The sequence below is a fragment of the Granulicella pectinivorans genome (assembly GCF_900114625.1).
GTDB classification, from domain to species: domain Bacteria; phylum Acidobacteriota; class Terriglobia; order Terriglobales; family Acidobacteriaceae; genus Edaphobacter; species Edaphobacter pectinivorans.
In genome coordinates, this window is the sequence record NZ_FOZL01000001.1 from 2229974 (window position 1) to 2251223 (window position 21250).

Sequence of the window (21250 nt, forward strand, 5' to 3'; positions counted from 1 at the left end):
TTTCGATCATCGCGTCCCCGGCCAGAAACGCGAATAGCACTATTCGCCCGGCACCTTCGACGAAGTGGTATGGCGTTTCCCAAAAGAGTGTGATAGCCCAACCATCCGGCATCGACCAAGCGAAAAGGCCGCCCCTCGCAAAGAGGGAAGCGGCCTTTTCGGAACCCGGAGTTCGTTGACTCCGGTTTGCAACAGACGTGGGAGAGGCAAAGATGGTTGCGCGGTCGTTCCAGTTCAGGTCGACTGTGCGTTGGGCTCTCGCAGCCAGTACGCACTCATCGCGAAAACTCAAATCCGCAGGATACTGAGGCGAATACGGCTCTAGTCGCTCTCTTCGCTTTCATGGCGCATGGCTACGATACAGGGAGCAATCAGCATGGCAAGAAAAGCGCAGGCAAGGATCAGGTCGTGCGTCATCGGTCGGTCTCCTGGGGATGCGTTGAAAACCATCTCCAGTCACATCTTCCCAAGTCGTTGAAAAGGAACACATCCCACAAAGGCGAAGATCGCCGAACGAAAGTTGTACCCGCCGGAGGCAATCCAGAAGCGCCTTCCGTTCGTGTCCCGGCCTTACCGGCCCACGGACTCCAGCACCGCGCTCGCCCGCCCCAGCGCATCCGCCAGCCCCTGCAACTGGCTTTGCGCACGCGCACGATCCCCCAGCGTCACCGCCTCATTCACTCCCGGAATCACCACCGCCTGGTACCCCGTGTACTCCCCCGGCGAGTACACGCTGTGCTTGTACCATCCGCGTCCGGGCAGCCCATTCGGCAGCAGCAGCGCTACCTCCGTCTCCTTCAGCGCGCGATTCATCCGCACCGCATCGACGTTCCCCGCGTCCTGCCGCACCCGCGCCGCAACCCCCGCTGCCTCAAACCGCATCGCCGCCTGCTGCGTCTTCGTAAAGTCGAGCTTCAAACCCTTCTCCTCGGCCTTCGCGCGCACCTCCGACAGGTACCCGACCACCTCCGCGCCATAGGCCCCGTAGTCCATCGGCAGCACATCCGCGTCGGCCATATGCAGCATCTCCAGCCCAAACACCCGTGCCTGCTGCTGCTCGTACAGGAAGTTCGGATCGGCGTTCTTCACGAACCAGTTGAAGTTGTCGAACGCCGAGTGATACACGCCGTATGGCCCATTCGATCCGATATCCGTCGCCGCCACACCCGCATGCTGCAGGAAGGGCGTGTAGTCCGACCCGGATCCCAGCGCATCGATCTTGGGTTCGCTCACCGGCTCCTTCGGATGCGCCCTCTCCTGGTCGAGCCTCCACTGCTCATGCACGCTTCCACCGGCTGGGCTCTCGACCTCCTTCGTTACATCGCTCACAAACTCCTTCAGGGAGGGCACCGCAGAGGCTGAAAACGAAGGTCCCGAGACCCCCACATCCGTGTTCAGGTACGCGACCGTCCGCTTCATCAGCTCCGGGTGCTGTTCCACCCACTCCACCGAACCGATCAGCCCCTCCTCTTCCGCATCCCACGACGCAACGACGAGCGTCCTCTTTGGCCGCCAGCCCGCCTGCAGCAACGTCCCCAGACCATGCACCGCCTCGAGCATCGCCGCCGTCCCGCTGCTCGGGTCCACCGCCCCAAACACCCACGCATCGCGATGATTGCCCGCCACCACCAGATCGTCCTTCTCCGCTCCACCCACTCCGGGAATCTTGCCAATCACATCCCATATGGTCCGCAGCGCGATGTCCTGCACCAGCCGCATATGCACCTTGACGGCCTTCCTGCCCGAAGCGCCCACGTGGTAGTTGAAGGGCAGTCCACCCTGCCAGTTTGCCGGAGCGCTGGCCCCGCCCATCGCCTCCAGAATCGGCTCCGCGTCCTTCCACGACAGCGGATTCACCGGGATCGAAGGCTGCGTCACCTGCCCCTTGCCGACGGCAACCCGCTCCGCGTCCGGCAACTCCGGCACAGAAGCATACCCCGGCGTACTTGGGTCCCCAGGAAAGATCGGCAGAAACTGCACCGATCCACGTTGTACTCCCGATTCCGGACGAAACGGTCCCTTCGGATACGCATCGCCCCGCGCAAACCCATCGTCTGCAGGGTCCGAGTAGATCAGCACGCCCTTCGCCCCGCGTTGCTGCGCCAGGTACACCTTCACCCCACGAAAGTTCGCGCCATACCGCACCAGCACAATCTTGTCCCGGACGGAGACATGCATCTCCTGCAGACGCTTGAAGTCCGCCAACGTGCCGTAATTCGCATACACGACCGTCCCCGTCACGTCGCCGGAAGGAGACGAACCGCTGAATGCCGGCAGAATCCGCTTGTCGTTCTGGTACGGATCGCCCCCGTCCGTCCCATCCACATGCTCCGCCTGCGGTCCGGTCATCAGCCGTGCGCCATCGGCCGCAAAGGCCTCGACCAGTATCTTCACCGGCCTGTTCAACTGCACGCGGTACGGAACGATCGTCGTCTCCAGCCCGGCCGCCTTGAAGCGGTCGGCGACATAGAGCGCCGTCGCGTAGTCCTCGGGCGAACTGGCCCAGTGCGGAGCGGCAGTCAGCCTCTTCAAATGTTCCCGAGCCAGCGCCGGGTCCGGCACCGCCAGAAAGGCCTTATCCCACCGTGCCTCGGTCGCGCCGAAGTCCCGAAAGCCAAACACCTTCGCAGGCAGCGCGGGTCCACTCTGCCCCAGCAGGCAAGACCCCGCCAGACCGAGCCCAACCCCCAGCCCGCAAACCCACCTCACCAGGCTTTGACTTCTTTGTCCCGCCTTTTCCGTCTTTTCCCCACAGTCTTTTGCGTGTTCCTGGAAGGCGAGAACCTAAACGGCAACGGGCTCCGTGCAGAACTTGCACCGCTTCGCCGCCAACGGAATCTCTGAAAGGCACTGCGGACAGGTCTTCGTCGAGGGAGGCGCCGGCTCTGCCTTGTTCAAGCGGGCCAGCAGCTTCGACACCGGCAGCACGATCACAAAGTAGACCACCGCTGCATTCAGCAAAAAGCTGATGACGTTATTCAGGAACTTGCCAACCTGGATCACGCCGGCATTGGCGTCCGGTGCTCCGGCTGCCCCGGCCTTGTGAAACAGATGCACATGCCACACGATCGCCGAGAAGTCAGGCTTGCCCACGACCGCCGCGATAAACGGATTGATGATATCCGTAACCAGCGAGTTCGTAATCGCGGCAAACGCCGCGCCGATGATGACGGCTACAGCAAGGTCGACGACATTGCCGCGCAGAATAAAATCGCGAAAACCTTTCAGCATGAAGCCTCGTCCCCCGTGGAGATCAAATCACTCAACCCCGGCAGAATATCACTCTACCCCGTGATGCCGCTCTAACTCCTCGGCATCACCAGCGTTGCGGTAGAGACCTCGACGCTGCCGACATGGTTGGTCTCCTTGTCCATCACGCCGATCCGCAGGTAGTAGTCGCCCTTGGCAGGCATGGCGATCTCCTGGGCCAGTTGCAGTCCACCCTTGACCGCAGCGGCGTAGTTGGCCTCCGTCAGCTTCAACGACAGGGTGCGGCTGGCTGAATTCAACACGCTTCCATCGCGGTCATAGCCCACCATCATGAACTCGACCGTAGCATCGCGGACGCCGTTGTCGACCCTCCAATGCAGATCCTCCGGATTCACCGCATAATCCACCTTGTAGCGTCTCTGCTGTTTGCGAGACACCGCAGCCAGGGGCCCGGCCCCAACCGGCACCTCTGCCTTGGCCGGCGGATCAATCACCCCGGAAGGCGTTACCCGAATCTTGAACAGAATCTCCGTCGGCGTCGGAGCGCCCCGCTTCATCGACGCGGCCACGGTGCTGAACGCCGTCCTCTGGCTCTCCGGCGTCGTCTGCTGGTTGTTTGCCGTCACCGTCTTGTCCGTTGCCAGATACCCGGTACGATACTCCAGGTTGATCTTCTTTCCATGCACCATCTCCACCTGGATGGAGCGTGGCCCGCCGTTCCAGTTCGTGTTCGTCGGAACGTAGGTCAGCGTGTAGTAGTTTGCGCCGCGCTCGATCGCCTGGTTCACAAACCGCGCCAGATTGTTCGAACCATAAAACGCATGTCCGCCAGTCTGTTCGCCCATCTGCCGCATCTCTCCATGAACCTTCTCGAGATGCGTCGAAAAAGCCGAGGACATGCGTGAGTTGTAGCCCGGGTCGTTCTCCACCGCTCCAGCAGGTCGTCCCGGCAATGCAGACGTATACGCCGGATCGATCTGCACTCCGTTCGCATCGATCGGATACACCGCCACCTGGCTTCGCGCCAGCTCCGAGCTCACCTTCCTCATCTCTTCGGCGTAGAACCTCATACTGCTGAACGTCCCTAACCCACCCGCGGAGTTGATATCGGGAATAAAGTCCACCGGAAAGCTACCGGAGAGCCAGATCAGGTTCTTGCGGCCGGGCAAAGCCGCCAGGTACTGGCCGATCTCTTGCAGTGCATCCAGCGTCATCCCAATCTGCTGGTCCCCGACGATGTTGGTGATGGATCGTTCGAACATCGCGATCGGAGTCCCCGGATCGAAAGCCCCAACGATTTGGTCGCTTCCCACTAACCCCGCCCCACCGCCCTGTGCCTGGAGCGACGCCGAAGCCGGCATACGCTTCCGTTGCGTCAGAACCGCCTTCAGCACCGCAGGGTCCGAAGTGAAGCTCTGCAGCATCACCACCCGGTCGCTCAGCGCGAACACTGCCACCCGGGTATTCGGCGGCAGCTTATCCACGACCTCGCCAAGCTGGGACCGCAACATCGGCTGCGCCTCCCGCGGCGTATTCAAAGCATCCACCAGAATCACATTCAGCGCACTGCCCTGGGGAGCCATCACCACGTTCGTAAACGTATTCGGAGCCATCTTTGGCGTCGATATCGCCGGAGCGTCGCCGGCAACCGTCGCATGTTCATCGAAATGCCGGATCGTCTGCGGAACCTTGTCCTCCAGCAACTGAAAATCGGCAGCCGTCAGGCCTTTCACGGGGTTCCCCTTCGAATCCGTAGCGACGACATCCACGACCACGATACGCGAACGAGCCTGAAGAACCGTCACGTCCTGAGCCCACAGAGGTGACGAAAAAACGCTGAGAAGAAGAAGGACACCGGGTGCAGAGATGCGGCTCGACATGCTGTGTGGTCTCCGCAGGAAGACTATCAGTTTGGAGACGCTGGATAGAACAAAAAGAACAAGATAGCCACCAGCACCATCAGGTCCATGTACAGGCAGAGCAACACACCTCCGTGGTAAAAGCTCCACGTCTTCCGCATACATCTGGCTGTATCGATCGTGCCGGCCACGCACACCAGGGCCGGCAGTACCTGCCATCCCGTAGGCTGTATCCGCGGAAACCCCGACAGCAGCAGAGCACCCACCATGCTCACCGCCACGAGCACGTTCGCCCTTACCAGCGAACGTGCTCGCACCTCGAAGAACCGCCTTCGCAAAATACTCACATCCTTACTTTGGCAGATCGCTGAGCGTTGGAGGCGCCGGCTTCGGCTTCGGAATCTCCACCACCGGCAGATTCTTCACCGCGGCAACAGGAACCTCGATGGCTCCCACGTGATCCACAAGCAGGTCGTGAAGCCCAATCCGCAGAAAGTAATCCCCCTTCGCCGGAACGCTGACCACCTGACGGAACTGCAAGCCCGTCTCCATCATCGCCTTCACATTCGCCGGCGTCACCACCGCCTGCACCGTGTTGCCGATGGAGTTCACCAACACCCCGTTCACGTCGTAGACATACGTCAGAAACTGCAGGGCGATCTCATACTTGCCCGGCCCGACGTTCTTGAATCCCATATCCGAGGGCAGAGCCGCGTAGTTCACGACATAGTTCCGGTACGGTCCCTTCGTCGTCGGTGGAGCGACGTTCTTCTCCGCGAGCGTTGCCTCCGTGGGAGGTCCCAGAGGTCCAACGAAAATCTTCATCAGAATCTGCGTCGGCGTCGGAGCTCCACGCACCATCGAGTTCCGCACCTCCATCTGCTGCGGCGTCGGTGCCGGAGCCGTCGCGGCAGACGTCGTCAACTGCACCCGGTCCTTCTTCGGAGCTCCATCCGTGTAGTATCCCCGTCGATACGCCAGCTCATACCCACCCGTCGTCGTCACCTGAATCTTGCGGAAGCCTCCGTCGGCCTTCACGTTCGACGGCGTATACGTAATCGTGTAGTAGCTCGATCCGTTCTCGATCGCCTTCTCCACCGCGTCGGCCAGCCCGTTCGTATTCACAAACGCCTCGCCGCCCGTCTCCGACGCCATCTGCCGCATCGTGATGTGCTCATCGGCAATCTTGCCAAGCGCATCGCTGTTCGCCTTCGCAAACGCAGCCGGATTCCTTGCATACTTTGAATTGTTCTGCGACGCGTTGAACACCGGCGAGCTCTGCAAGCCGCGTGCATCGATCGGATACACCGCCACCTGCGCTTTTGTCAGCAGTCCGGTCGTCTCGCGAAACTCATCCCCCATATCTGCCATCGCCGCGAACGGATCCTGAAGATCGCCGTCCGGCAGGATCGACAGCGGGAACGAACCCGAGAACCAGATCAGGTTCTTCCGGCCCTGGAACGCCGAGAGATAGCGCGCCAGCACGTTCATCGCGTCCATCGTATAGCGCACCCGAAGCTGCGTTTGGAAGCTCTGCGTCTGAGCCTCGAACTGCTGCACATTCGCAATCGTGTCAGCCGACGCACCCATATCCGTCAGCGTATCCGACACCGCCGTTTCGCTTGACGAGTCCAGCAGAGGCGACTGTCCCGGAAGGTTCTTCTTCGCTTCCAGCGCAGCCAGCAACACCTTCGGATCGCTCGTAAAACCCTGCAGGTACACCAGTTGCCGGTTCAGCCCGAACACCGCCAGCCGCGTCCCCGGCTTCATCGTCTTGATGAACTGCACCAGCTGCTGGTGCAGAAATGCCTGCGAATCCACCGGCGTATTCAGTCTGTCGATCAGCAGCACATTGAGCGGCCCGCTCTCCGGCACTGCCGTCAGGTTGGTAAATACACCCGGCGGCAGAGGTCCTGTCGGAGCCGTCGGCGGGGCGACCGTCGCCGGCGTATGCTCTTCAAGCGTCTTCACCGTCTGTGCCGTACCCGCCTCGCGCACCTGAAAGTCCGAGGCCTTCAACCCATGGATCGCCTTGTGATTCTTATCCGTCACCACGACATCCAGAATCACAAGGTTCGACTGTGCCTTCAGCGTCGTCACCACACCCGTTCCCGGTGCGGGAGCCTGAGCCACGGGGGCATTGGCCGTAGGCGCCGCCGGCAGCGCCGGAGCAGCGGGCGCTGCAGTCTGGGCCACAGTCGCAAACGGAAGAGCCAGGGTAAAACCAAAAAGCAGGGCAGGGAACGAACGTGTCATCGAATCTCCGGAGCTGGAACCAGCGTGACCCAAGTCTAGACCAACCCGTCACCCCAAGAAAGTCCGGTCGATAACCCGCATAGAACCATGCGCTGCCGAACATTGCCCGGCCCTCGGTTGTCCGGAAACAAAACTCCAGGCAACGCGAGGGCCAGAAACGTCTGCGCAGGCACCATCCGGAGAACAGTCAGGCACGGATCGCCCTGCGGGCAACGGTCCTCCCTCAGAACAAGCCTTTCTAGACCGTAACTGCCCTCAGCCGAGCCGGCTCAGGCATCTCGCCCATCGCCTTGATCGACTCCGAGAAAGGCGCCCGCAGCACGCCGCGCTCCGTGATAATTGCCGTAATGTACTTCGCCGGTGTCACATCGAACGCGGGATTCTCGATCGCCACACCGTGCGGCGTCATCTGCTTCCCGTTCGAGTGCGTGACCTCGAGCGCCGACCTCTGCTCGATCGGAATCCCATCGCCCGTAGCGGTCGCCTGGTCGATCGTCGACCACGGCGCGGCCACATAAAACGGAATCCCATGCTCCTTCGCCAGGATCGAAACGCCATATGTGCCGATCTTGTTCGCCGTATCGCCATTGGCCGCAATGCGATCCGCGCCCACGATCACAGCCTGAATCCGTCCCTTGCCCATCAGGTGCGCGGCCATGTTGTCGCACAGCACCGTCGTGGGAATGTTGTCTTTCATCAGCTCCCAGGCGGTCAGGCGAGCGCCCTGCAGAAACGGCCGCGTCTCATCGGCAAACACATCGATCTCGTGCCCAGCCTCGATGGCCGCGCGAATCACGCCCAGAGCCGATCCATACCCGCACGTCGCCAGCGCACCCGCGTTGCAATGCGTCAGCACGGTGCCCTTTTGCGGCAGCAGCTCCGCGCCGTTCTTACCCATCTGCTTGCACGCCGCGATATCCTCGTCGTACATCAGGCAGGCCTCGGCGACGACGGCGTCCTTGATCGCCGCAATCGAGTCCCCCGCGGCCTTGCGCTGCTCATACAGATCCCGAATCTTCCCAATCCCCCAGAAGAGGTTGACGGCCGTAGGCCGAGTCCCCGCCAGATGTGAGCAGATCTCCGCGACCTCGACATCCAGTTGGTCGAACGAGGTCGCCCCGCTCCTCAAAATCCCGATCGCCACGCCCATCGCCGCCGAAACCCCAATCGCCGGAGCCCCCCGCACGATCATGTCGCGAATCACGGTTGCGACCTGGATGTAGTCGGTAGCCAGAACGTAGGTCTCTTCAAGCGGAAGCTTGGTCTGATCCAGGAAATTAACGCCGGTAGGAAGCCATTCAAGGGTAGGAATCATATCCCTACCAGTTTACCGCGATAGAGTCATCCCGATGGGGTATCGAGCGAAGCCAGATAGCCTTCCTCCACCAGGCAAAAGCATCCACGCGGAACGATCAGCGTCCAAAGCCCGTATCTAAGCCAACAGCCAAATCAAGAGACCCGACCATGCTCACCCGCCCCGCCCTCCTCATCCGCCTCGAAGCCGCTGCCATCCTGGTCGTAACCCTCGTCGCCTATCACCATCTCCAGGCCAGCGCCGGATGGTTTCGCTTTGCCATACTCTTTCTCACCCCCGACCTCTTCATGCTTGGCTACCTCGCAAACCCCCGCTTCGGCTCCGCCCTCTACAACCTCGGCCACACGGTATGGGTTCCACTCCTCCTCGCCCTCTACGCATGGAACGCCGAGCGCGAGGCCACACTCGCCGTCGCACTCATCTGGATCTCCCATATCGCCTTCGACCGCGTCCTCGGTTACGGCCTCAAATACCCCACGTACTTCAAGGACACCCACCTCCAACACCTCAATGAGCCGATTGGTTGACGCTCCCGAAGGGAATCTGCGCCTGACTGTCGCACTTGCCTCTTCTTCCGTCTTTCCGCCCGTTCCCCACAATCTTTTGCTCATCTTTCCAGCAAGCGCAATGCGACAATAGAAACGAGCATGCGCCGCCTCCTCACACCCCTAGTCCTGATCTCGGCCCTCCTTCTCCCGCTCTCCGGCTGCGGCTACCACCGCGCAGGTTCCGCGACCCACCTTCCCGCCAACGTCCGCACCCTCGACGTCCCCATCTTCACCACTCACTCGCAGGCCTATCGCACCGAGATGACCTTCACCCAGGCCGTCATCCGCGAGCTCGATACCCGCACCAAATACCGCATCCTCACCACGTCCAAGGACAACGACGCCGACGCCACCCTCACCGGCTCGATCCTGTCGCAGACCGTGACCCCGTTGACCTACGACGCCACCTCCGGCCAGACCTCCAGCTACCTCGTCACCATTACCGCCCGCGTCATCCTCACCGCCCGCGACGGCACCATCCTGTATCGCAACGAAGCCCTCACCTACCGCGAGCAGTACCAGTCCACGCAGGACCTCACGCTCTTCGTGCAGGAAGACTCCGCCGCCGTTCGCCGCCTCGCCCGTGACTTCGCCCAGGCCCTCGTCGGCGACATGCTGGAGTCGTTCCAATGACCTCGCCTGTAGCGGCAAAGGCCGCCCCCATCAAATCCTTCGCAGCCAGCGACCGCTTCCTCGCCGAGATCGTCACCTCCGCCCTGCGCCCGGGCTACGTCCTCCTCGGCGACGAGGCCTTCCTCTACCAGCGTTGCCGCGCCGGTGTCCTCGTCGCGCTCGCCCCGCCCGAATCCCGCGACTTCTCCCTCCACGACCTCGACCTCGCCGAAACCACCATCTTCGACGCCCTCGACCTCGCCCGCACTCCGTCCCTGATGGCCCCCTTCCAGGTCATCTTCGTCCGTGGCATCAAGGCCCTCTACGGACGCGGCTCGAAGAAGGAAGAGTTCGCCGCCATCGACAGCTACTTCCGCTCGCCCAACCCGCAGGCCGTCGTCATCTTCGTGGCCGACCACCTCCGCCTCCCCACCGACCTCCGCAAGATGGACATGACGGACAAGGAGCGCTACGAGAAGATCCGCGAGACCCTCGGCGACTGGTGCGGCCTCGTCGAACTGGCCCGCGTAGACGGCCCCGATGCGGTCAAATGGCTGGCCCAGGCTGCCGAGCAGCGCAACATCCAGTTCGACCCCGACGCCGCCCGCGAGCTTGTCGACGCACTCGGAGCCGACATGATGATGGTTGCCAGCGAGTTCGAAAAGCTCGCCCTCTACGTCACCGCCCCCCAAATCGAATCCGGTGGCACACCGCGCATTACCCTGGGCAACGTGGAAACCATGGTCCTCGCCGCCAAGCAGCGCAGCCTCTACGAGCTCACCGACGCGATCAGCGCCAAAGACCGCCCGAAGGCCCTGCTTCTCCTCCACGGCCTCTTGAACGCGAGCGACGGAGGCGAAGACTCCTCCATCGGCCACCTCTACATGCTCGCCCGCACCTTCCGCCAGATGCTCATCATCCACGAGAAGAACGTGCGCGACTCCCGCGCGATCTGGTCGGTCCTCTGGCAGGGCTTCCGCATGCCGCCCTTCGCCGCCGAAGACCTCATCCGCCAGGCCCGCCGCTACAAGTCCCGCTCTGCCCTCACCCGTGCGTTGCGCCTCGTCGCGAAGGCCGACCTTGAGCTGCGCTCTTCCCCGGCGAATAAGCTCCTGGTCCTCGAGCGCCTCATCCTGGCCCTCGCCAGCGACCCACCCCGCACCTACGAGAACACGCACCAGTTCGCCATGGAGCTCTAAGAAACTTCTCTCAACAAAGTCTTCTTCGTTGCCTGTTCTGTCCGTTCTGTGCATTTTTCCGCAGAGGATCTGCTGTCCGTTCGCTCTTCCGGCCCTCCGTCGCCCAGCGCACATAATCCGTCCGGGGGACAGGGCAGCCCTGTCATCCTGCATCCAATGGACTGGAACGTTCGCACGCAAACCAGAATATCCAGGGCCAAAACTCATGTATCACCACGTCAAAAAACTCATGTACACCGTTAATATCGGTGAGCCGAACGTCCGCTTTGGCAACATGCTCCTCGAGCAGTTCGGCGGAGCCAACGGCGAACTCGCCGCCGCCATGCAATACACCATCCAGGGATGGAACTGCGTCGACGATCTCGCCCGCCGCGATCTCCTCCTCGACATCGGCACCGAAGAGCTCTCTCACCTCGAAGTCGTCGGCGCCCTCATCCGCATGCACCTCGCCCCCCTCAAGACCAACCGCGAAGCCGCCGAGGCCGACCCGCTCGTCACCATCGCCGGCGGCGGTGGCGTCGCCCTTTTCGACTCCATGGGCAACGCCTGGACCGCCGATTACCTCAAGATCACCGGCGAACTCGACGTCGACCTCCGCTCCAACATCGCCGCTGAGGCCCGCGCCAAGATCGTCTACGAGCGCCTCATCGACCACACCGACGACCCCGGCTCCATTGACACCCTGCAGTTCCTGATGACTCGTGAGATTACCCACATGAAGGCCTTCTCCGCAGCCCTCGAGTCCCTCGAAAAGAACCCCTTCTCCATCGGTCGACTCAAGCCCACACCCGGTATTGTCGACGAGTACTTCAACGCCTCCACCGGCGACGGCAACGAGCGGGATCACGATATGCGCGGTCCCTGGACCTCGTCCTTTGGTCTCCACCCCGTCGACTCCGAGATGGCAGGCGGTAAGGGCCTCTCCGTAGGCGACATCAACGGAGCCATCCCAGGCGAAGATCGCGGTAAGCAGGATTCCGCCCAGAAGGCCCGCACCTCGGTAGCCGAGAAGTCCATCGGCAAAACCAAGGCCCCTGTCGCAAAAAAGAAGTAGGCATGCGCATCGGAAAACAAAGAGGCGGCCGGAAGGCCGCCTCTTTATTTTCTTTCCATATCGATCTGAACTAAGCCGGCGAAGGCTGTCCCTCACCGAACCCGGGCTTGCGCCCCGATCCCGGCTTCAGAACCTCCTGCGTATCGCCCGGTCCAGGATCTACAGCCGACAGCGGCGAACGCGCCGGTGGCAGTTCCTTGCCTTCGATCAGCAGGGCGATCTCCACCGAATCCAGCGTCTCCCGCTCCAGCAGGGCCTGCGCCATGCGGTGCATGATGTCGTGGTGCGAGTCCAGAATCTCGTACGCGCTCTTGTAAGCCGCATCCACGAACTTCCGTACCTCGGCATCGATCTGCTTGGCGGTATCGTCGGAGAAGTCGCGTGACTGGCCAATCTCCCGGCCCAGAAACACCTCCTGCTCCTTCTTGCCGAACGTCATCGGTCCAAGGTCCGACATGCCGTACTCGCACACCATCGCGCGAGCCAGAGCCGTCGAGCGCTCGATATCGTTGCCCGCTCCGGTCGTCATCTGCTTCAGGAAGATCTCTTCCGCAACCCGTCCGCCCATCATCATCGCGAGACGCGTCTCCAGATAGTCGCGGCTGACCGTGTGCTGATCCTGCTCCGGCAGATACACCGTCACGCCCAGCGCCATGCCGCGCGGGATGATCGTCACCTTGTGCAGCGGATCCGAGTGCGAACGCAGCGCCGAAACCAGCGTGTGCCCGGCCTCGTGATACGCCGTGATCTTCAGCTCTTCCGGCGTGCGCAGCATCGACTTCCGCTCCGCGCCCATTAGAACCTTGTCCTTGGCGATCTCGAAGTCGTACATGTGGACCGACTTGCGGTTGAAGCGCGCTGCCGTCAGCGCAGCCTCGTTCACCATGTTCGCCAGGTCCGCGCCCGAGAAGCCCGGTGTCCCACGAGCCAGCACATTCAGGTTCACGTCTTCCGCCATCGGAACCTTCTTGGCATGAACCCGCAGAACCTCTTCGCGTCCGCGAATGTCGGGACGATCCACCACAACGCGGCGATCGAAGCGGCCCGGACGAAGCAGAGCCGGATCGAGCACATCGGGACGGTTGGTGGCAGCAATCAGGATGACGCCGTCGTTGGACTCGAAACCATCCATCTCGACGAGCAACTGGTTCAGCGTCTGCTCACGCTCATCGTGCCCGCCGCCAAGACCGGCGCCACGGTGACGGCCGACTGCGTCGATCTCGTCGATGAAGATGATGCACGGAGCATTCTTCTTGCCCTGCTCAAATAGATCGCGAACGCGGCTTGCGCCCACGCCGACGAACATCTCCACGAAGTCCGAACCGGAGATCGAGAAGAACGGAACGTTCGCCTCACCGGCCACAGCACGCGCCAGCAGGGTCTTACCCGTTCCCGGAGGCCCAACCAGCAGCACACCCTTCGGAATGCGTCCGCCGAGACGCTGGAACTTCTGCGCCTCGCGCAGGAATTCGATGATCTCCTTCAGCTCTTCCTTCGCCTCGTCGACACCCGCGACGTCCTTGAAGGTGATCTTCTTCTGCTGCATCGAGAGAAGGCGCGCGCGGCTCTTGCCGAAGCTCAGCGCCTTGTTCCCGCCAGACTGCATCTGCCGCATCATGAAGAAGAACAGAGCCAGCAGCAACGCAATCGGAGCGAACTGGAACAGAACGCTCAGCCACGCGTTCGCATTCGGATCCTTCACGGTGATGTTCACGCCGTGATCCCGCAGCGTCTTGTACATCTCGGGATAGTTGGCCGGAATCGTCGTGTGGAACTGATCCTTCGAGCCCTTCAGATGCCCGGTCATGTCCGCGCCATTCACCGTCACATCGGCGACGTTGCCCTCTTCCGTCTTTGTCAGCACGTCGGAAAGGCTCATCTGGTTTTCCTTGCCGATCCCCGTGCTCGTAGCGACGAAGCGCCAGGCGAGGAACAGGCAGGCAACCATGCAGACCCAAATCAAAATTTGTTTTACGGTCGAATTCAAGGGTATTTCCTCAGTTTAATCCGGTCGAAACGACCCGGCCATGCGTGTGCGTGGTGCGTTGCCGGGAGTTCAGCCCAGGCCCTTCCCGGCACCATGGACCCAGCTTCTTAGACGAGCAATCCGTTCGAAGGTCCCACCGGCCGGAAACACCGTGCCGTTGGGAGCGAAGGCTCCCGCTAAGTGATTAGATTCTACTCTCAAGACTGGGGATTCAGGGCTTTACGATGCGATTTGTTGACCGCACGATGCACGCTTCAAGTTACTTTTGGGGCAGTCCTGCCCCCACTCCCCGAAAACCGCAGCTCCCGCACGCTCCGCTCCGCGCGCAAACCCTGTGAAAGCGCCAGCACCGTCCCCGGCTTCGACGCCACCGTCGCATCCACCCGAAATCCACACAACGCCAGCAGCCGGTCCGTCTCATCGAACGAGAGCCGAGCTCCGGCCTGCCGCGCGGCCGCCCTTAAAACCCTGCGCCGCGTCGCCCCATCCATCGTCTTCAACCGCTCCACCTCGATCGCCACCCCGGCCTCACCCGGAGCCGTCCCCACGGCCCGCCCGCCCCCGCGCACCGGCTTCCCTGGCAACAAGACCTGCGGCAACAAACGTCCCAGGTCCGCGGTCCACTTCGCCTCTTCCTCGCGAGCCAGCTCCGCCAGATTCGCCAGCGTCCGGTCCAGCGAAGGATTCTCCTCCCGCAGCATCGGAAGCACATGATGCCGCAGCCGGTTCCGCGTATACGCCGGGTCCACGTTGCTCGCATCCTCGCGCCAATCCTGCCCCGTCTTCCCCAGCCACGCCTCGACCATCGCCCGCGTTGTCCCCAGCAGGGGCCGCACGATCTTCCCCTTCGCCAGCGACACCACCGGATGCACTCCGCTCAGCCCCTCGGTCCACGCTCCACGCAGCAGTTTCATCAGCACCGTCTCGGCTTGGTCGTCCAGCGTGTGCGCGGTGCAAATCACATCCGCCTTGCCGTCGCTCAAATACGCGGAAAACACCCCATACCGCAGCGTCCGGGCCCCTTCTTCGACGGTCTCCCCCGTCCGCGCCACATGTCCCGGCGTATCCACCGGGGACACCTCCAGAGGAACCCCAAGCCGCTCACACAGCGCCTGAACAAACGCCGCATCCTCCGCGGCCTCGGCCCTCAGCCCATGATTCACATGCACCGCCGCCAGCCCGATGCCAAGCGCATTCCGGGGCAGGGAATTGGCCGCATGCAGCCCCGTCAACAGAGCCACGGAGTCCGCCCCGCCCGAAACCGCCACACAAACCCTCGTCCCCGGAACCAGATACGTACGATCGAAAACCAACATGACCTCATCTTAGAACCCGGTCCTGCTGCACGGGGCCGCTGCCCACGCATCGCGCTCTTAGACCCCACCGCTCAAATGCGATCGAAGCTCCTCCGGATGATGGCAATGCGCCATCGCCATCTCCCGTGAGATCCGCCCCGCCAGCACCATCTCCGCAAGAGACTGGTCCATCGTCACCATCCCCTCGCGGCTCCCCGTCGAGAGCTGCGAGCGAATCTGGTGATCCTGCCCCGTCCGGATCAGATTCCGGATCGCGTGCGTCGCGACCATCACCTCCACCGCCGGATACACCCCCGTCTTGCCCGCCGCCGGAACCAGTTGCTGCGCTACCACCGCCAGCAGCGCCAGGGAAAGCTGCTGCCGGATCTGCGACTGACTGTTGCCGGAGAAGCTGTCCAGCAAGCGCGACATGGTCTGCGCCGCATCGTTGGTATGCAGCGACGACAAGACCAGATGGCCTGTCTCCGCTGCCGTCAAAGCCGCCGCCATCGTCTCCGTGTCCCTCATCTCGCCAATCAGGATCAGATCCGGATTCTGTCGCAGCACCGCCCGCACCGCCTGTCCGAAGCTGGGCGTATCCCGCCCCACCTCAATCTGCTCCACAATGGAATTCTTGTTTCCATGCTGGTACTCGATCGGGTCTTCGATCGTAAGGATGTGGTCCCGCCGCCGCGTGTTCACCCGGTCGACCATCGCTGCCATCGTCGAAGTCTTGCCGCTGCCTGTAGGTCCCGTCACCAGAATGAGCCCCTGCTTGCGCTCCATCAGGCGCGCCAGCACCGGGGGCAGATGCAGCGATTCCAGCGTCGGCACCTGCATCGAAAGCAGACGAATGCTCGCCGCCAGGGTTCCCCGCTGATAGTGCAGATTCGAGCGAAACCTCCCAGTCGTCCCCTGCACAAAGCAGAAGTCCACCGACCTGTCCCGCTCCAACTCTTGCGCCTGAGCCGCCGAGAGCAGAGGGAGAAGCATCCCCCGCAGTTCCTCCGTGGCAAGCGCCTTGTCGGAGGCCACCGTGAGCGACCCATCGATCCGCAACGTCACTGGCGATCCCGCCACCAGCAGAATGTCCGTGGCGCGCCGCTCGGCCGCAAGCTTCAGCAGCGCCGTCAGCGAGCCACTCCGCTCCTTCTTCGCCTTCGGCTGCACCGCATTCAGCTCATACACCAACTGCGACAGATCGTTCTCATACCCCGCCATCCAACTGTCCTCATTTCATCCGATGCTCCATGCCACGACTAGACTCTCCCTGGCCAAAGAAGGTTACCTGTCCACGCCGCGGGCTCACATCTTGGTATACTTCGACCCTGATGCGAGTCTTTTGTATTCTTCCAGCAGCGGGTATCGGCACGCGCATGGCGGCGGGTTCGCCTGCGCCTCTCGCGCCCAAGCAGTTCCTCACCATCGCCGGAACCCCCATCCTCGTCCACTCCCTTCGCGCCTTCGCCGCCGTGCCCCGCATCGAGAAGATCTACGTCGCGGTCCGCCAGCAGGAGATGGAGCGCGTAGCCGCCCAGGTTGCCGAATTCGGCCTCACCGGCAAGGTCGTCGTCGTCGAAGGCGGAGACCATCGACAGGACTCCGTCTCGCGCGCCCTCCACGCCCTGGATTGTGCCGACGACGACATCGTCCTCGTTCACGACGCCGTCCGGCCCCTCATCGATCCCGCCACCATCGAGCGCACCATCGACGCCGTCCTCAAGCACGGAGCCGCCATCGTCGGTGTCGCCGCCGTCGACACCATCAAGCAGGTTGAGCGCACCGCCGACGGAGCCATCATCACCTCCACCATCCCACGCGAGCGCGTCGTCCAGGCCCAGACCCCCCAGGGAGCCACCTGCGGAGCCATGAAGCGTGCCTTCGCCGAAGCCGAAGCCGACGAGTTCGCCGGCACCGACGAAGCCTCGCTTCTCGAACGCGCCGGCGTCCAGGTCGCCGTCGTCCCCGGATCCCCCCGCAACTTCAAGGTCACCCAGCCCGGCGACCTCGAACTCGCCGAGTTCTACCTAGCAGCAGGTGCCAAATGAGCCTTCGTATCGGTTATGGCTTCGACTCCCACGCCTTCAAGCCCGGCGTTCCGCTCGTCATCGGCGGCCTCAAGATCGACCATCCCGAAGGTCTCGCCGGACACTCCGACGGCGACGTCCTCCTCCACGCCATCACCGACGCCCTCCTCGGAGCCGTCTCCGCCGGCGACATCGGCAGCTTCTTCCCGCCCTCCGACCAGCGCTGGAAGAACGCCGATTCCAGCATCTTCCTCGCAACAGCCCTGGAGGAGATCGCCGTAGCCGGCTACAAGATCGTCAACATCGATACGGTTCTCGTCCTCGCCAAACCCAAAATCGTTCCCATCTCCGGTGAACTCCGCGAGCGCGTCGCCGAACTCCTCGGCGTCAAACCCGGCGAAGTCGGCATCAAGGCCAAGACCCCCGAAGGTCTCAACCAGGACCACGTAGCCGTCGCTCACTGCACGGTCCTGCTCGAAAGCGTCGCAGCTCCCGAAGGCCTCGCCCGCATGGCCGCCACCGCCGAGACCGAAGACGAGCTCAACGCGGTCGTCAAAGGCCTCGTCGACGAGCCCCGCAGCGTCTCCGCCCTCGGCCGCAAGCTCCCCACCTTCGACACCAATGACCTCACCTGAAGCAAAATCTGTTCGGCAAAAGGCCCACACCTCGATCCGGGGTGTGGGCCTTTTCCTTTGCCATGGAAGTCCTTCGCTGTCGGGAGAGGAGTGGAGCTTCAGCGCTTGCCGGAGCCCGGTGCGTCTCCCAGGTTGCGCGATAATCGAAACGAAAACAGACCACTTTCTCGGACCGGAAAATGGCCGCGTTTTCCATGCTTTTTACCACGTTTTACCAGCCCAAACAGCATCGCAAAGGTTCTGGTGAAACATGGGAAAAATCACTTGCACCGCTCGTAACCTCATTGAATCACCATAGATACAGACACCCACGAAGAACCCGGAAAACAGACCAATTTGCAGGGTCTATCTCCCGGGTGGTCCGTCCAATCGCCCTGGGTTTACCGCGGAACAGAAGCATTCTGCGTCGGCACCGGCTCTGCCAGCAACTCTCCAATCAGAGCCGTCATCTCCTTCACCAACTCCTCATGCGCCTCCGGATTTGCCGGTCCCGCAAACCCCGCGTGTACCTGCTTCACCCGCCCATCGCGCCCCAGGATAAAGCTCGTAGGCCACGAATTCAGATGTTCCGCGTCCGGAATCTTCTCGTTCAACTGATCCGTCGTCCCTGCCAGAAGCACAGTGTAATCAAGGTGATAGCGGGCAATAAAAGCCCTCAGCCGAACCGGATCCTTCAACTGGTCTTCGTCCTCTTCAAAGGAGAGGTTTACGATCTCCAAACCCTTCGCGTGAAACTGCTTGTACAGGCTCTCCAGAAACGGAGCCTCGTCGTGGCAGTTCGGGCACCACGATCCGCCCACCGTCACAATCACCACCTTGCCGTCGAACTGCCGGTCCGTGTTGGAAACGACCTTCCCCGCCAGGTCAGGAGCGCTGAAAACAAAGCGCTTCGTCGGATCTTTCATCGTCGTCTGCTGCGTGGGATCAGTCGGCGGGGCCAGCTTGGCCGCACGCGCCGCCTCCGGCCGCCGCGCCACAAGGTTCTGCTGGTCCGGAGGATTCAGGTCCGCACGCAGCAGATTCGTCAGGATCAGCGTGCCATCCTCCTTCGGCGTCAGTGTGTAAAGTGCCGGTCCCGCTGCGGTGAAGTGCGAAACCCGGTAGGTATGCGAGGGCGCCGCCATGCCGGGCGCCGGCTGGTCCCAGGTCCCGTAGAGCGAACCCGTATCCCCATCGATCCTTTGGATCACGGCCTTCACATTTTGCCCTGTCTGGGCGACGCGAAGCTGCCAGGCGGACTCTCCCTTGGCGCTCTTCACCGCGACCTCCCAGTCGCCGTCGATCTTCGGGGCCACGCTGCCCTTCACCACCTGCACGGGCGCCTTGCTCATCGTCAACGGATAACGGACCGTCTTCGTCCCATAGCTTCCGGTCAGCGTGCCATCCGCGATCGTCGCATCCAGCGTCTTGTCGTAGTAGTTGAACTTGACCAGCAGATGGTTTCCAGCGACCGAAACACCAGTCGCCGGCGAGCTCTCCGGACCATTGATCAGAGCGGCGTTCAGGGACTTTGCCGTACCGGTAATCCGCAGATGGATCGGAACCTGTTGGCCATGCGATGTCGCCGAACCGGTCCAGTCGCCGGTGACCTTGGCAGGTGTCTGGGCAAGGGAAGTCAGAGAAAACAAAAGAAGAGCAGGAAGCAGCTTCATGGAACGTACTCGATTCTATGGAAAAAGATAAGGGCGGGGATGCGCCTGGAGGAGAAGGGTAAGACTAGAGAAGACGCGCGTCTGCGTGGGCCGTCAGGACGAGGCCGCAACAACAGCGAACTGGGTACATCTTCATAAAGACAAGGTTAGGCGATTCCAGCCCCGCAGGTCAAACCGGAACCGAAGCAGCGGCCCGGCCAAGAGCTTTGCATCGCTAACCCTCTAGGGCTGCTGCGGATCGCTTTGGAACCGCGATAACAAGGGCTCGACTGCAATCAGGCTGTTGATCGTTCCCCGCTCCTGGTCGTTGAACTGACTCCGGTACGCGGCGGAATTCATATACTGCTGCCTCTGAGCATCCGGCATCGTGTGCAGATCCCGGTACGCCTTCCGCACCGCCTTGCGGCGATCCTCAGGAAGACTCGCGAGCTGGACCGCGACCGAGCGAACCTGCTGGCGTTGCGGGACGCTCAAGCGCTCCATGGCTTCGTTGCGTTCGAGGAAGCGGCTCCGCTCATCCGGCTTCATGCTGTTCAACTGGCTCAGTTGGTCGCGCATCCTCTGCTGAGTCTGTGCAGGGAGTTCACGGAACCCGGGTTCGGATTCGAGCGCCCTCTGCTGCTGCTCCAGAGGAAGATCGCGGTGGCGGTTCATCCATTCGTTCAGGTGAGGATTGTTGCGCGCGCCCGTACCATTATTCAGATTCTGATTTCGCGGCGCCTGATTCGAAGGGGTTTGGTAGTTATTCGATGGACGGGGTGCCGGAGCATTCTGCTTCGGCGCGCGGAAGATCGGGGCGTGCTGCGCTAAACCACTTATTCCAAACAAGAAGCAAACAGCGGCACCCTTCACCGCCAACGCAGAGACTCCCCTGCCGGCTTCGCGATGCCACGAACGACGAGTTGGGAGAGAGGTTTGCATAGGGTGCAGGGATAGAGGCAGATGCGACTGGGACGTAGTTGGTTTCAAAACTGTCTGATATGTTTTCGCCCGGCCCAGTGTAAACGGTATACCTCCCATATGTAGGACAAAAGCATGGGGAAACGGCAAAAAACTATCGGCTAGCTCGGTGCCTTGTCATCGCTCGAGTCGTCATCCTGCAGGAACTGGTCCATCTGCTGGATCGTCGTGGCATTTTTGTCCAGAATCTGAAGATCTTCCACCGTCGCCGAAACCTGCGGCGTGGACACCTGGTTCATCTTCATCATGCTGGAGTAGCTGCCGCCACCAAGGATTAGCACCAGAGCCAGCGCACCCGCCACCGCGGGACGAAACTGACGACCGGTGTTGAAGAGAAGGTGGTCCCGCAGACGGGCAAAGAAGCCAAGCTTGGGCTCTGCCTGCTCCTCGCGGAGCAGAACCGCCATCTTCTGGTCAAAATAGGGACTTACCTCGGGCGCCGTCCAGGAATCCATGGCGGAGATCGTGGATGCCAGGGAGGTGTACTCCTCTTCGCAGGGAGGGCATGTGATCATATGGGCCATCGCGGCCGCGTTCGACGGGGCAGCCGGGTTCAGCAGAAGCTCGGGGAGTTCGTTCTGGAACGTTTTGCAGTTCATCTTCGCTTCCTTTCTCGTTCGACGCTCGCAATGCGCGTCCGT

The 21250-nt window shown here is 61.9% G+C and carries 18 protein-coding genes; 6 read left to right on the forward strand and 12 right to left on the reverse strand.

Annotated elements, in window-relative coordinates:
• Positions 1 to 570: 570 nt before the first annotated feature.
• The 6 genes from BM400_RS08955 to mtnA form a co-directional block, all read right to left on the reverse strand.
• Entirely contained in the window at positions 571 to 2709 is a 2139-nt protein-coding gene (locus BM400_RS08955) for a M28 family metallopeptidase (RefSeq protein ID WP_245781772.1), read from the reverse strand.
• A gap of 75 nt (positions 2710 to 2784) precedes the next feature.
• Positions 2785 to 3231: a large conductance mechanosensitive channel protein MscL gene (gene mscL, locus BM400_RS08960; protein WP_089838594.1), complete on the reverse strand. Its 447-nt coding sequence runs from the start codon at positions 3229 to 3231 to the stop codon at positions 2785 to 2787.
• Between the two features lie 71 nt (positions 3232 to 3302).
• Positions 3303 to 5090, reverse strand: a complete 1788-nt coding sequence (locus BM400_RS08965) for a VWA domain-containing protein (RefSeq protein WP_175528934.1) — start codon at positions 5088 to 5090, stop codon at positions 3303 to 3305.
• A 26-nt stretch (positions 5091 to 5116) separates the two neighbouring features.
• Positions 5117 to 5386 (reverse strand): permease, encoded by a 270-nt coding sequence (locus BM400_RS08970; RefSeq protein WP_245781773.1) that lies wholly within the window; start codon positions 5384 to 5386, stop codon positions 5117 to 5119.
• A gap of 34 nt (positions 5387 to 5420) precedes the next feature.
• A complete protein-coding gene (locus tag BM400_RS08975) occupies positions 5421 to 7325 on the reverse strand; it encodes a VWA domain-containing protein (RefSeq protein ID WP_089838598.1) in 1905 nt (634 codons plus the stop codon).
• A gap of 238 nt (positions 7326 to 7563) precedes the next feature.
• Positions 7564 to 8640: an S-methyl-5-thioribose-1-phosphate isomerase gene (gene mtnA, locus BM400_RS08980; RefSeq protein ID WP_089838600.1), complete on the reverse strand. Its 1077-nt coding sequence runs from the start codon at positions 8638 to 8640 to the stop codon at positions 7564 to 7566.
• Between the two features lie 149 nt (positions 8641 to 8789).
• On the opposite strand from mtnA, the gene BM400_RS08985 reads away from it, so the two are divergent.
• The 4 genes from BM400_RS08985 (at position 8790) to BM400_RS09000 (ending at position 12053) form a co-directional block, all read left to right on the forward strand.
• On the forward strand, positions 8790 to 9167 hold the full coding sequence (locus BM400_RS08985; RefSeq protein ID WP_089838602.1) for a DUF4260 domain-containing protein: 378 nt from the start codon (positions 8790 to 8792) through the stop codon (positions 9165 to 9167).
• A 120-nt stretch (positions 9168 to 9287) separates the two neighbouring features.
• Positions 9288 to 9821 carry an LPS-assembly lipoprotein LptE gene (locus BM400_RS08990; protein ID WP_089838604.1) on the forward strand — a complete coding sequence of 178 codons (534 nt, stop codon included), beginning with the start codon at positions 9288 to 9290 and terminating at the stop codon, positions 9819 to 9821.
• On the forward strand, positions 9818 to 10999 hold the full coding sequence (gene holA, locus BM400_RS08995; protein ID WP_089838606.1) for a DNA polymerase III subunit delta: 1182 nt from the start codon (positions 9818 to 9820) through the stop codon (positions 10997 to 10999). Before BM400_RS08990 ends, holA begins: the two co-directional genes overlap by 4 nt.
• 205 nt (positions 11000 to 11204) lie before the next feature.
• Positions 11205 to 12053: a manganese catalase family protein gene (locus BM400_RS09000; protein ID WP_089838608.1), complete on the forward strand. Its 849-nt coding sequence runs from the start codon at positions 11205 to 11207 to the stop codon at positions 12051 to 12053.
• 70 nt (positions 12054 to 12123) lie between these two features.
• On the opposite strand, the gene ftsH is transcribed toward BM400_RS09000, so the two are convergent.
• From ftsH to BM400_RS09015, 3 genes are all read right to left on the reverse strand, one after another.
• Positions 12124 to 14040: an ATP-dependent zinc metalloprotease FtsH gene (gene ftsH, locus BM400_RS09005; protein ID WP_089838610.1), complete on the reverse strand. Its 1917-nt coding sequence runs from the start codon at positions 14038 to 14040 to the stop codon at positions 12124 to 12126.
• 254 nt (positions 14041 to 14294) lie between these two features.
• Positions 14295 to 15356, reverse strand: a complete 1062-nt coding sequence (gene tilS / locus BM400_RS09010; RefSeq protein WP_089838612.1) for a tRNA lysidine(34) synthetase TilS — start codon at positions 15354 to 15356, stop codon at positions 14295 to 14297.
• A 57-nt stretch (positions 15357 to 15413) separates the two neighbouring features.
• On the reverse strand, positions 15414 to 16556 hold the full coding sequence (locus tag BM400_RS09015; protein WP_089838613.1) for a type IV pilus twitching motility protein PilT: 1143 nt from the start codon (positions 16554 to 16556) through the stop codon (positions 15414 to 15416).
• 110 nt (positions 16557 to 16666) lie between these two features.
• Here BM400_RS09015 and ispD point away from each other — a divergent pair, with 110 nt between their 5' ends.
• A complete protein-coding gene (gene ispD / locus BM400_RS09020; protein WP_089838615.1) occupies positions 16667 to 17383 on the forward strand; it encodes a 2-C-methyl-D-erythritol 4-phosphate cytidylyltransferase in 717 nt (238 codons plus the stop codon).
• A complete protein-coding gene (gene ispF, locus BM400_RS09025; protein ID WP_089838617.1) occupies positions 17380 to 17997 on the forward strand; it encodes a 2-C-methyl-D-erythritol 2,4-cyclodiphosphate synthase in 618 nt (205 codons plus the stop codon). The genes ispD and ispF overlap by 4 nt, the downstream gene beginning before the upstream one ends.
• Positions 17998 to 18377: 380 nt before the next feature.
• Here the strand turns inward: ispF and BM400_RS09030 are convergent, their stop codons facing one another.
• The 3 genes from BM400_RS09030 to BM400_RS09040 all read right to left on the reverse strand — a co-directional run bounded on the left by BM400_RS09030 (position 18378) and on the right by BM400_RS09040 (position 21208).
• Complete coding sequence (locus tag BM400_RS09030; protein WP_089838619.1) at positions 18378 to 19649, reverse strand: peroxiredoxin family protein; 1272 nt, start codon at positions 19647 to 19649, stop codon at positions 18378 to 18380.
• Between the two features lie 222 nt (positions 19650 to 19871).
• Positions 19872 to 20303, reverse strand: coding sequence for a DUF3106 domain-containing protein (locus tag BM400_RS22020; protein ID WP_175528935.1), 432 nt, complete (start codon positions 20301 to 20303; stop codon positions 19872 to 19874).
• 407 nt (positions 20304 to 20710) lie between these two features.
• Positions 20711 to 21208: a hypothetical protein gene (locus tag BM400_RS09040; protein ID WP_089838623.1), complete on the reverse strand. Its 498-nt coding sequence runs from the start codon at positions 21206 to 21208 to the stop codon at positions 20711 to 20713.
• Positions 21209 to 21250 lie beyond the last annotated feature (42 nt).

What these genes read in the sequence shown, in the direction of transcription:
- mscL (WP_089838594.1), bottom strand. Translation starts at nt 3,231, where the DNA reads ATGCTGAAAGGTTTTCGCGATTTTATTCTGCGCGGCAATGTCGTCGAC.
- BM400_RS08965 (WP_175528934.1), bottom strand. Translation starts at nt 5,090, where the DNA reads ATGTCGAGCCGCATCTCTGCACCCGGTGTCCTTCTTCTTCTCAGCGTT.
- BM400_RS08975 (WP_089838598.1), bottom strand. Translation starts at nt 7,325, where the DNA reads ATGACACGTTCGTTCCCTGCCCTGCTTTTTGGTTTTACCCTGGCTCTT.
- mtnA (WP_089838600.1), bottom strand. Translation starts at nt 8,640, where the DNA reads ATGATTCCTACCCTTGAATGGCTTCCTACCGGCGTTAATTTCCTGGAT.
- BM400_RS08985 (WP_089838602.1), top strand. Translation starts at nt 8,790, where the DNA reads ATGCTCACCCGCCCCGCCCTCCTCATCCGCCTCGAAGCCGCTGCCATC.
- BM400_RS08990 (WP_089838604.1), top strand. Translation starts at nt 9,288, where the DNA reads ATGCGCCGCCTCCTCACACCCCTAGTCCTGATCTCGGCCCTCCTTCTC.
- holA (WP_089838606.1), top strand. Translation starts at nt 9,818, where the DNA reads ATGACCTCGCCTGTAGCGGCAAAGGCCGCCCCCATCAAATCCTTCGCA.
- BM400_RS09000 (WP_089838608.1), top strand. Translation starts at nt 11,205, where the DNA reads ATGTATCACCACGTCAAAAAACTCATGTACACCGTTAATATCGGTGAG.
- tilS (WP_089838612.1), bottom strand. Translation starts at nt 15,356, where the DNA reads ATGTTGGTTTTCGATCGTACGTATCTGGTTCCGGGGACGAGGGTTTGT.
- BM400_RS09015 (WP_089838613.1), bottom strand. Translation starts at nt 16,556, where the DNA reads ATGGCGGGGTATGAGAACGATCTGTCGCAGTTGGTGTATGAGCTGAAT.
- ispD (WP_089838615.1), top strand. Translation starts at nt 16,667, where the DNA reads ATGCGAGTCTTTTGTATTCTTCCAGCAGCGGGTATCGGCACGCGCATG.
- ispF (WP_089838617.1), top strand. Translation starts at nt 17,380, where the DNA reads ATGAGCCTTCGTATCGGTTATGGCTTCGACTCCCACGCCTTCAAGCCC.
- BM400_RS09030 (WP_089838619.1), bottom strand. Translation starts at nt 19,649, where the DNA reads ATGAAGCTGCTTCCTGCTCTTCTTTTGTTTTCTCTGACTTCCCTTGCC.
- BM400_RS22020 (WP_175528935.1), bottom strand. Translation starts at nt 20,303, where the DNA reads ATGAACCGCCACCGCGATCTTCCTCTGGAGCAGCAGCAGAGGGCGCTC.
- BM400_RS09040 (WP_089838623.1), bottom strand. Translation starts at nt 21,208, where the DNA reads ATGAACTGCAAAACGTTCCAGAACGAACTCCCCGAGCTTCTGCTGAAC.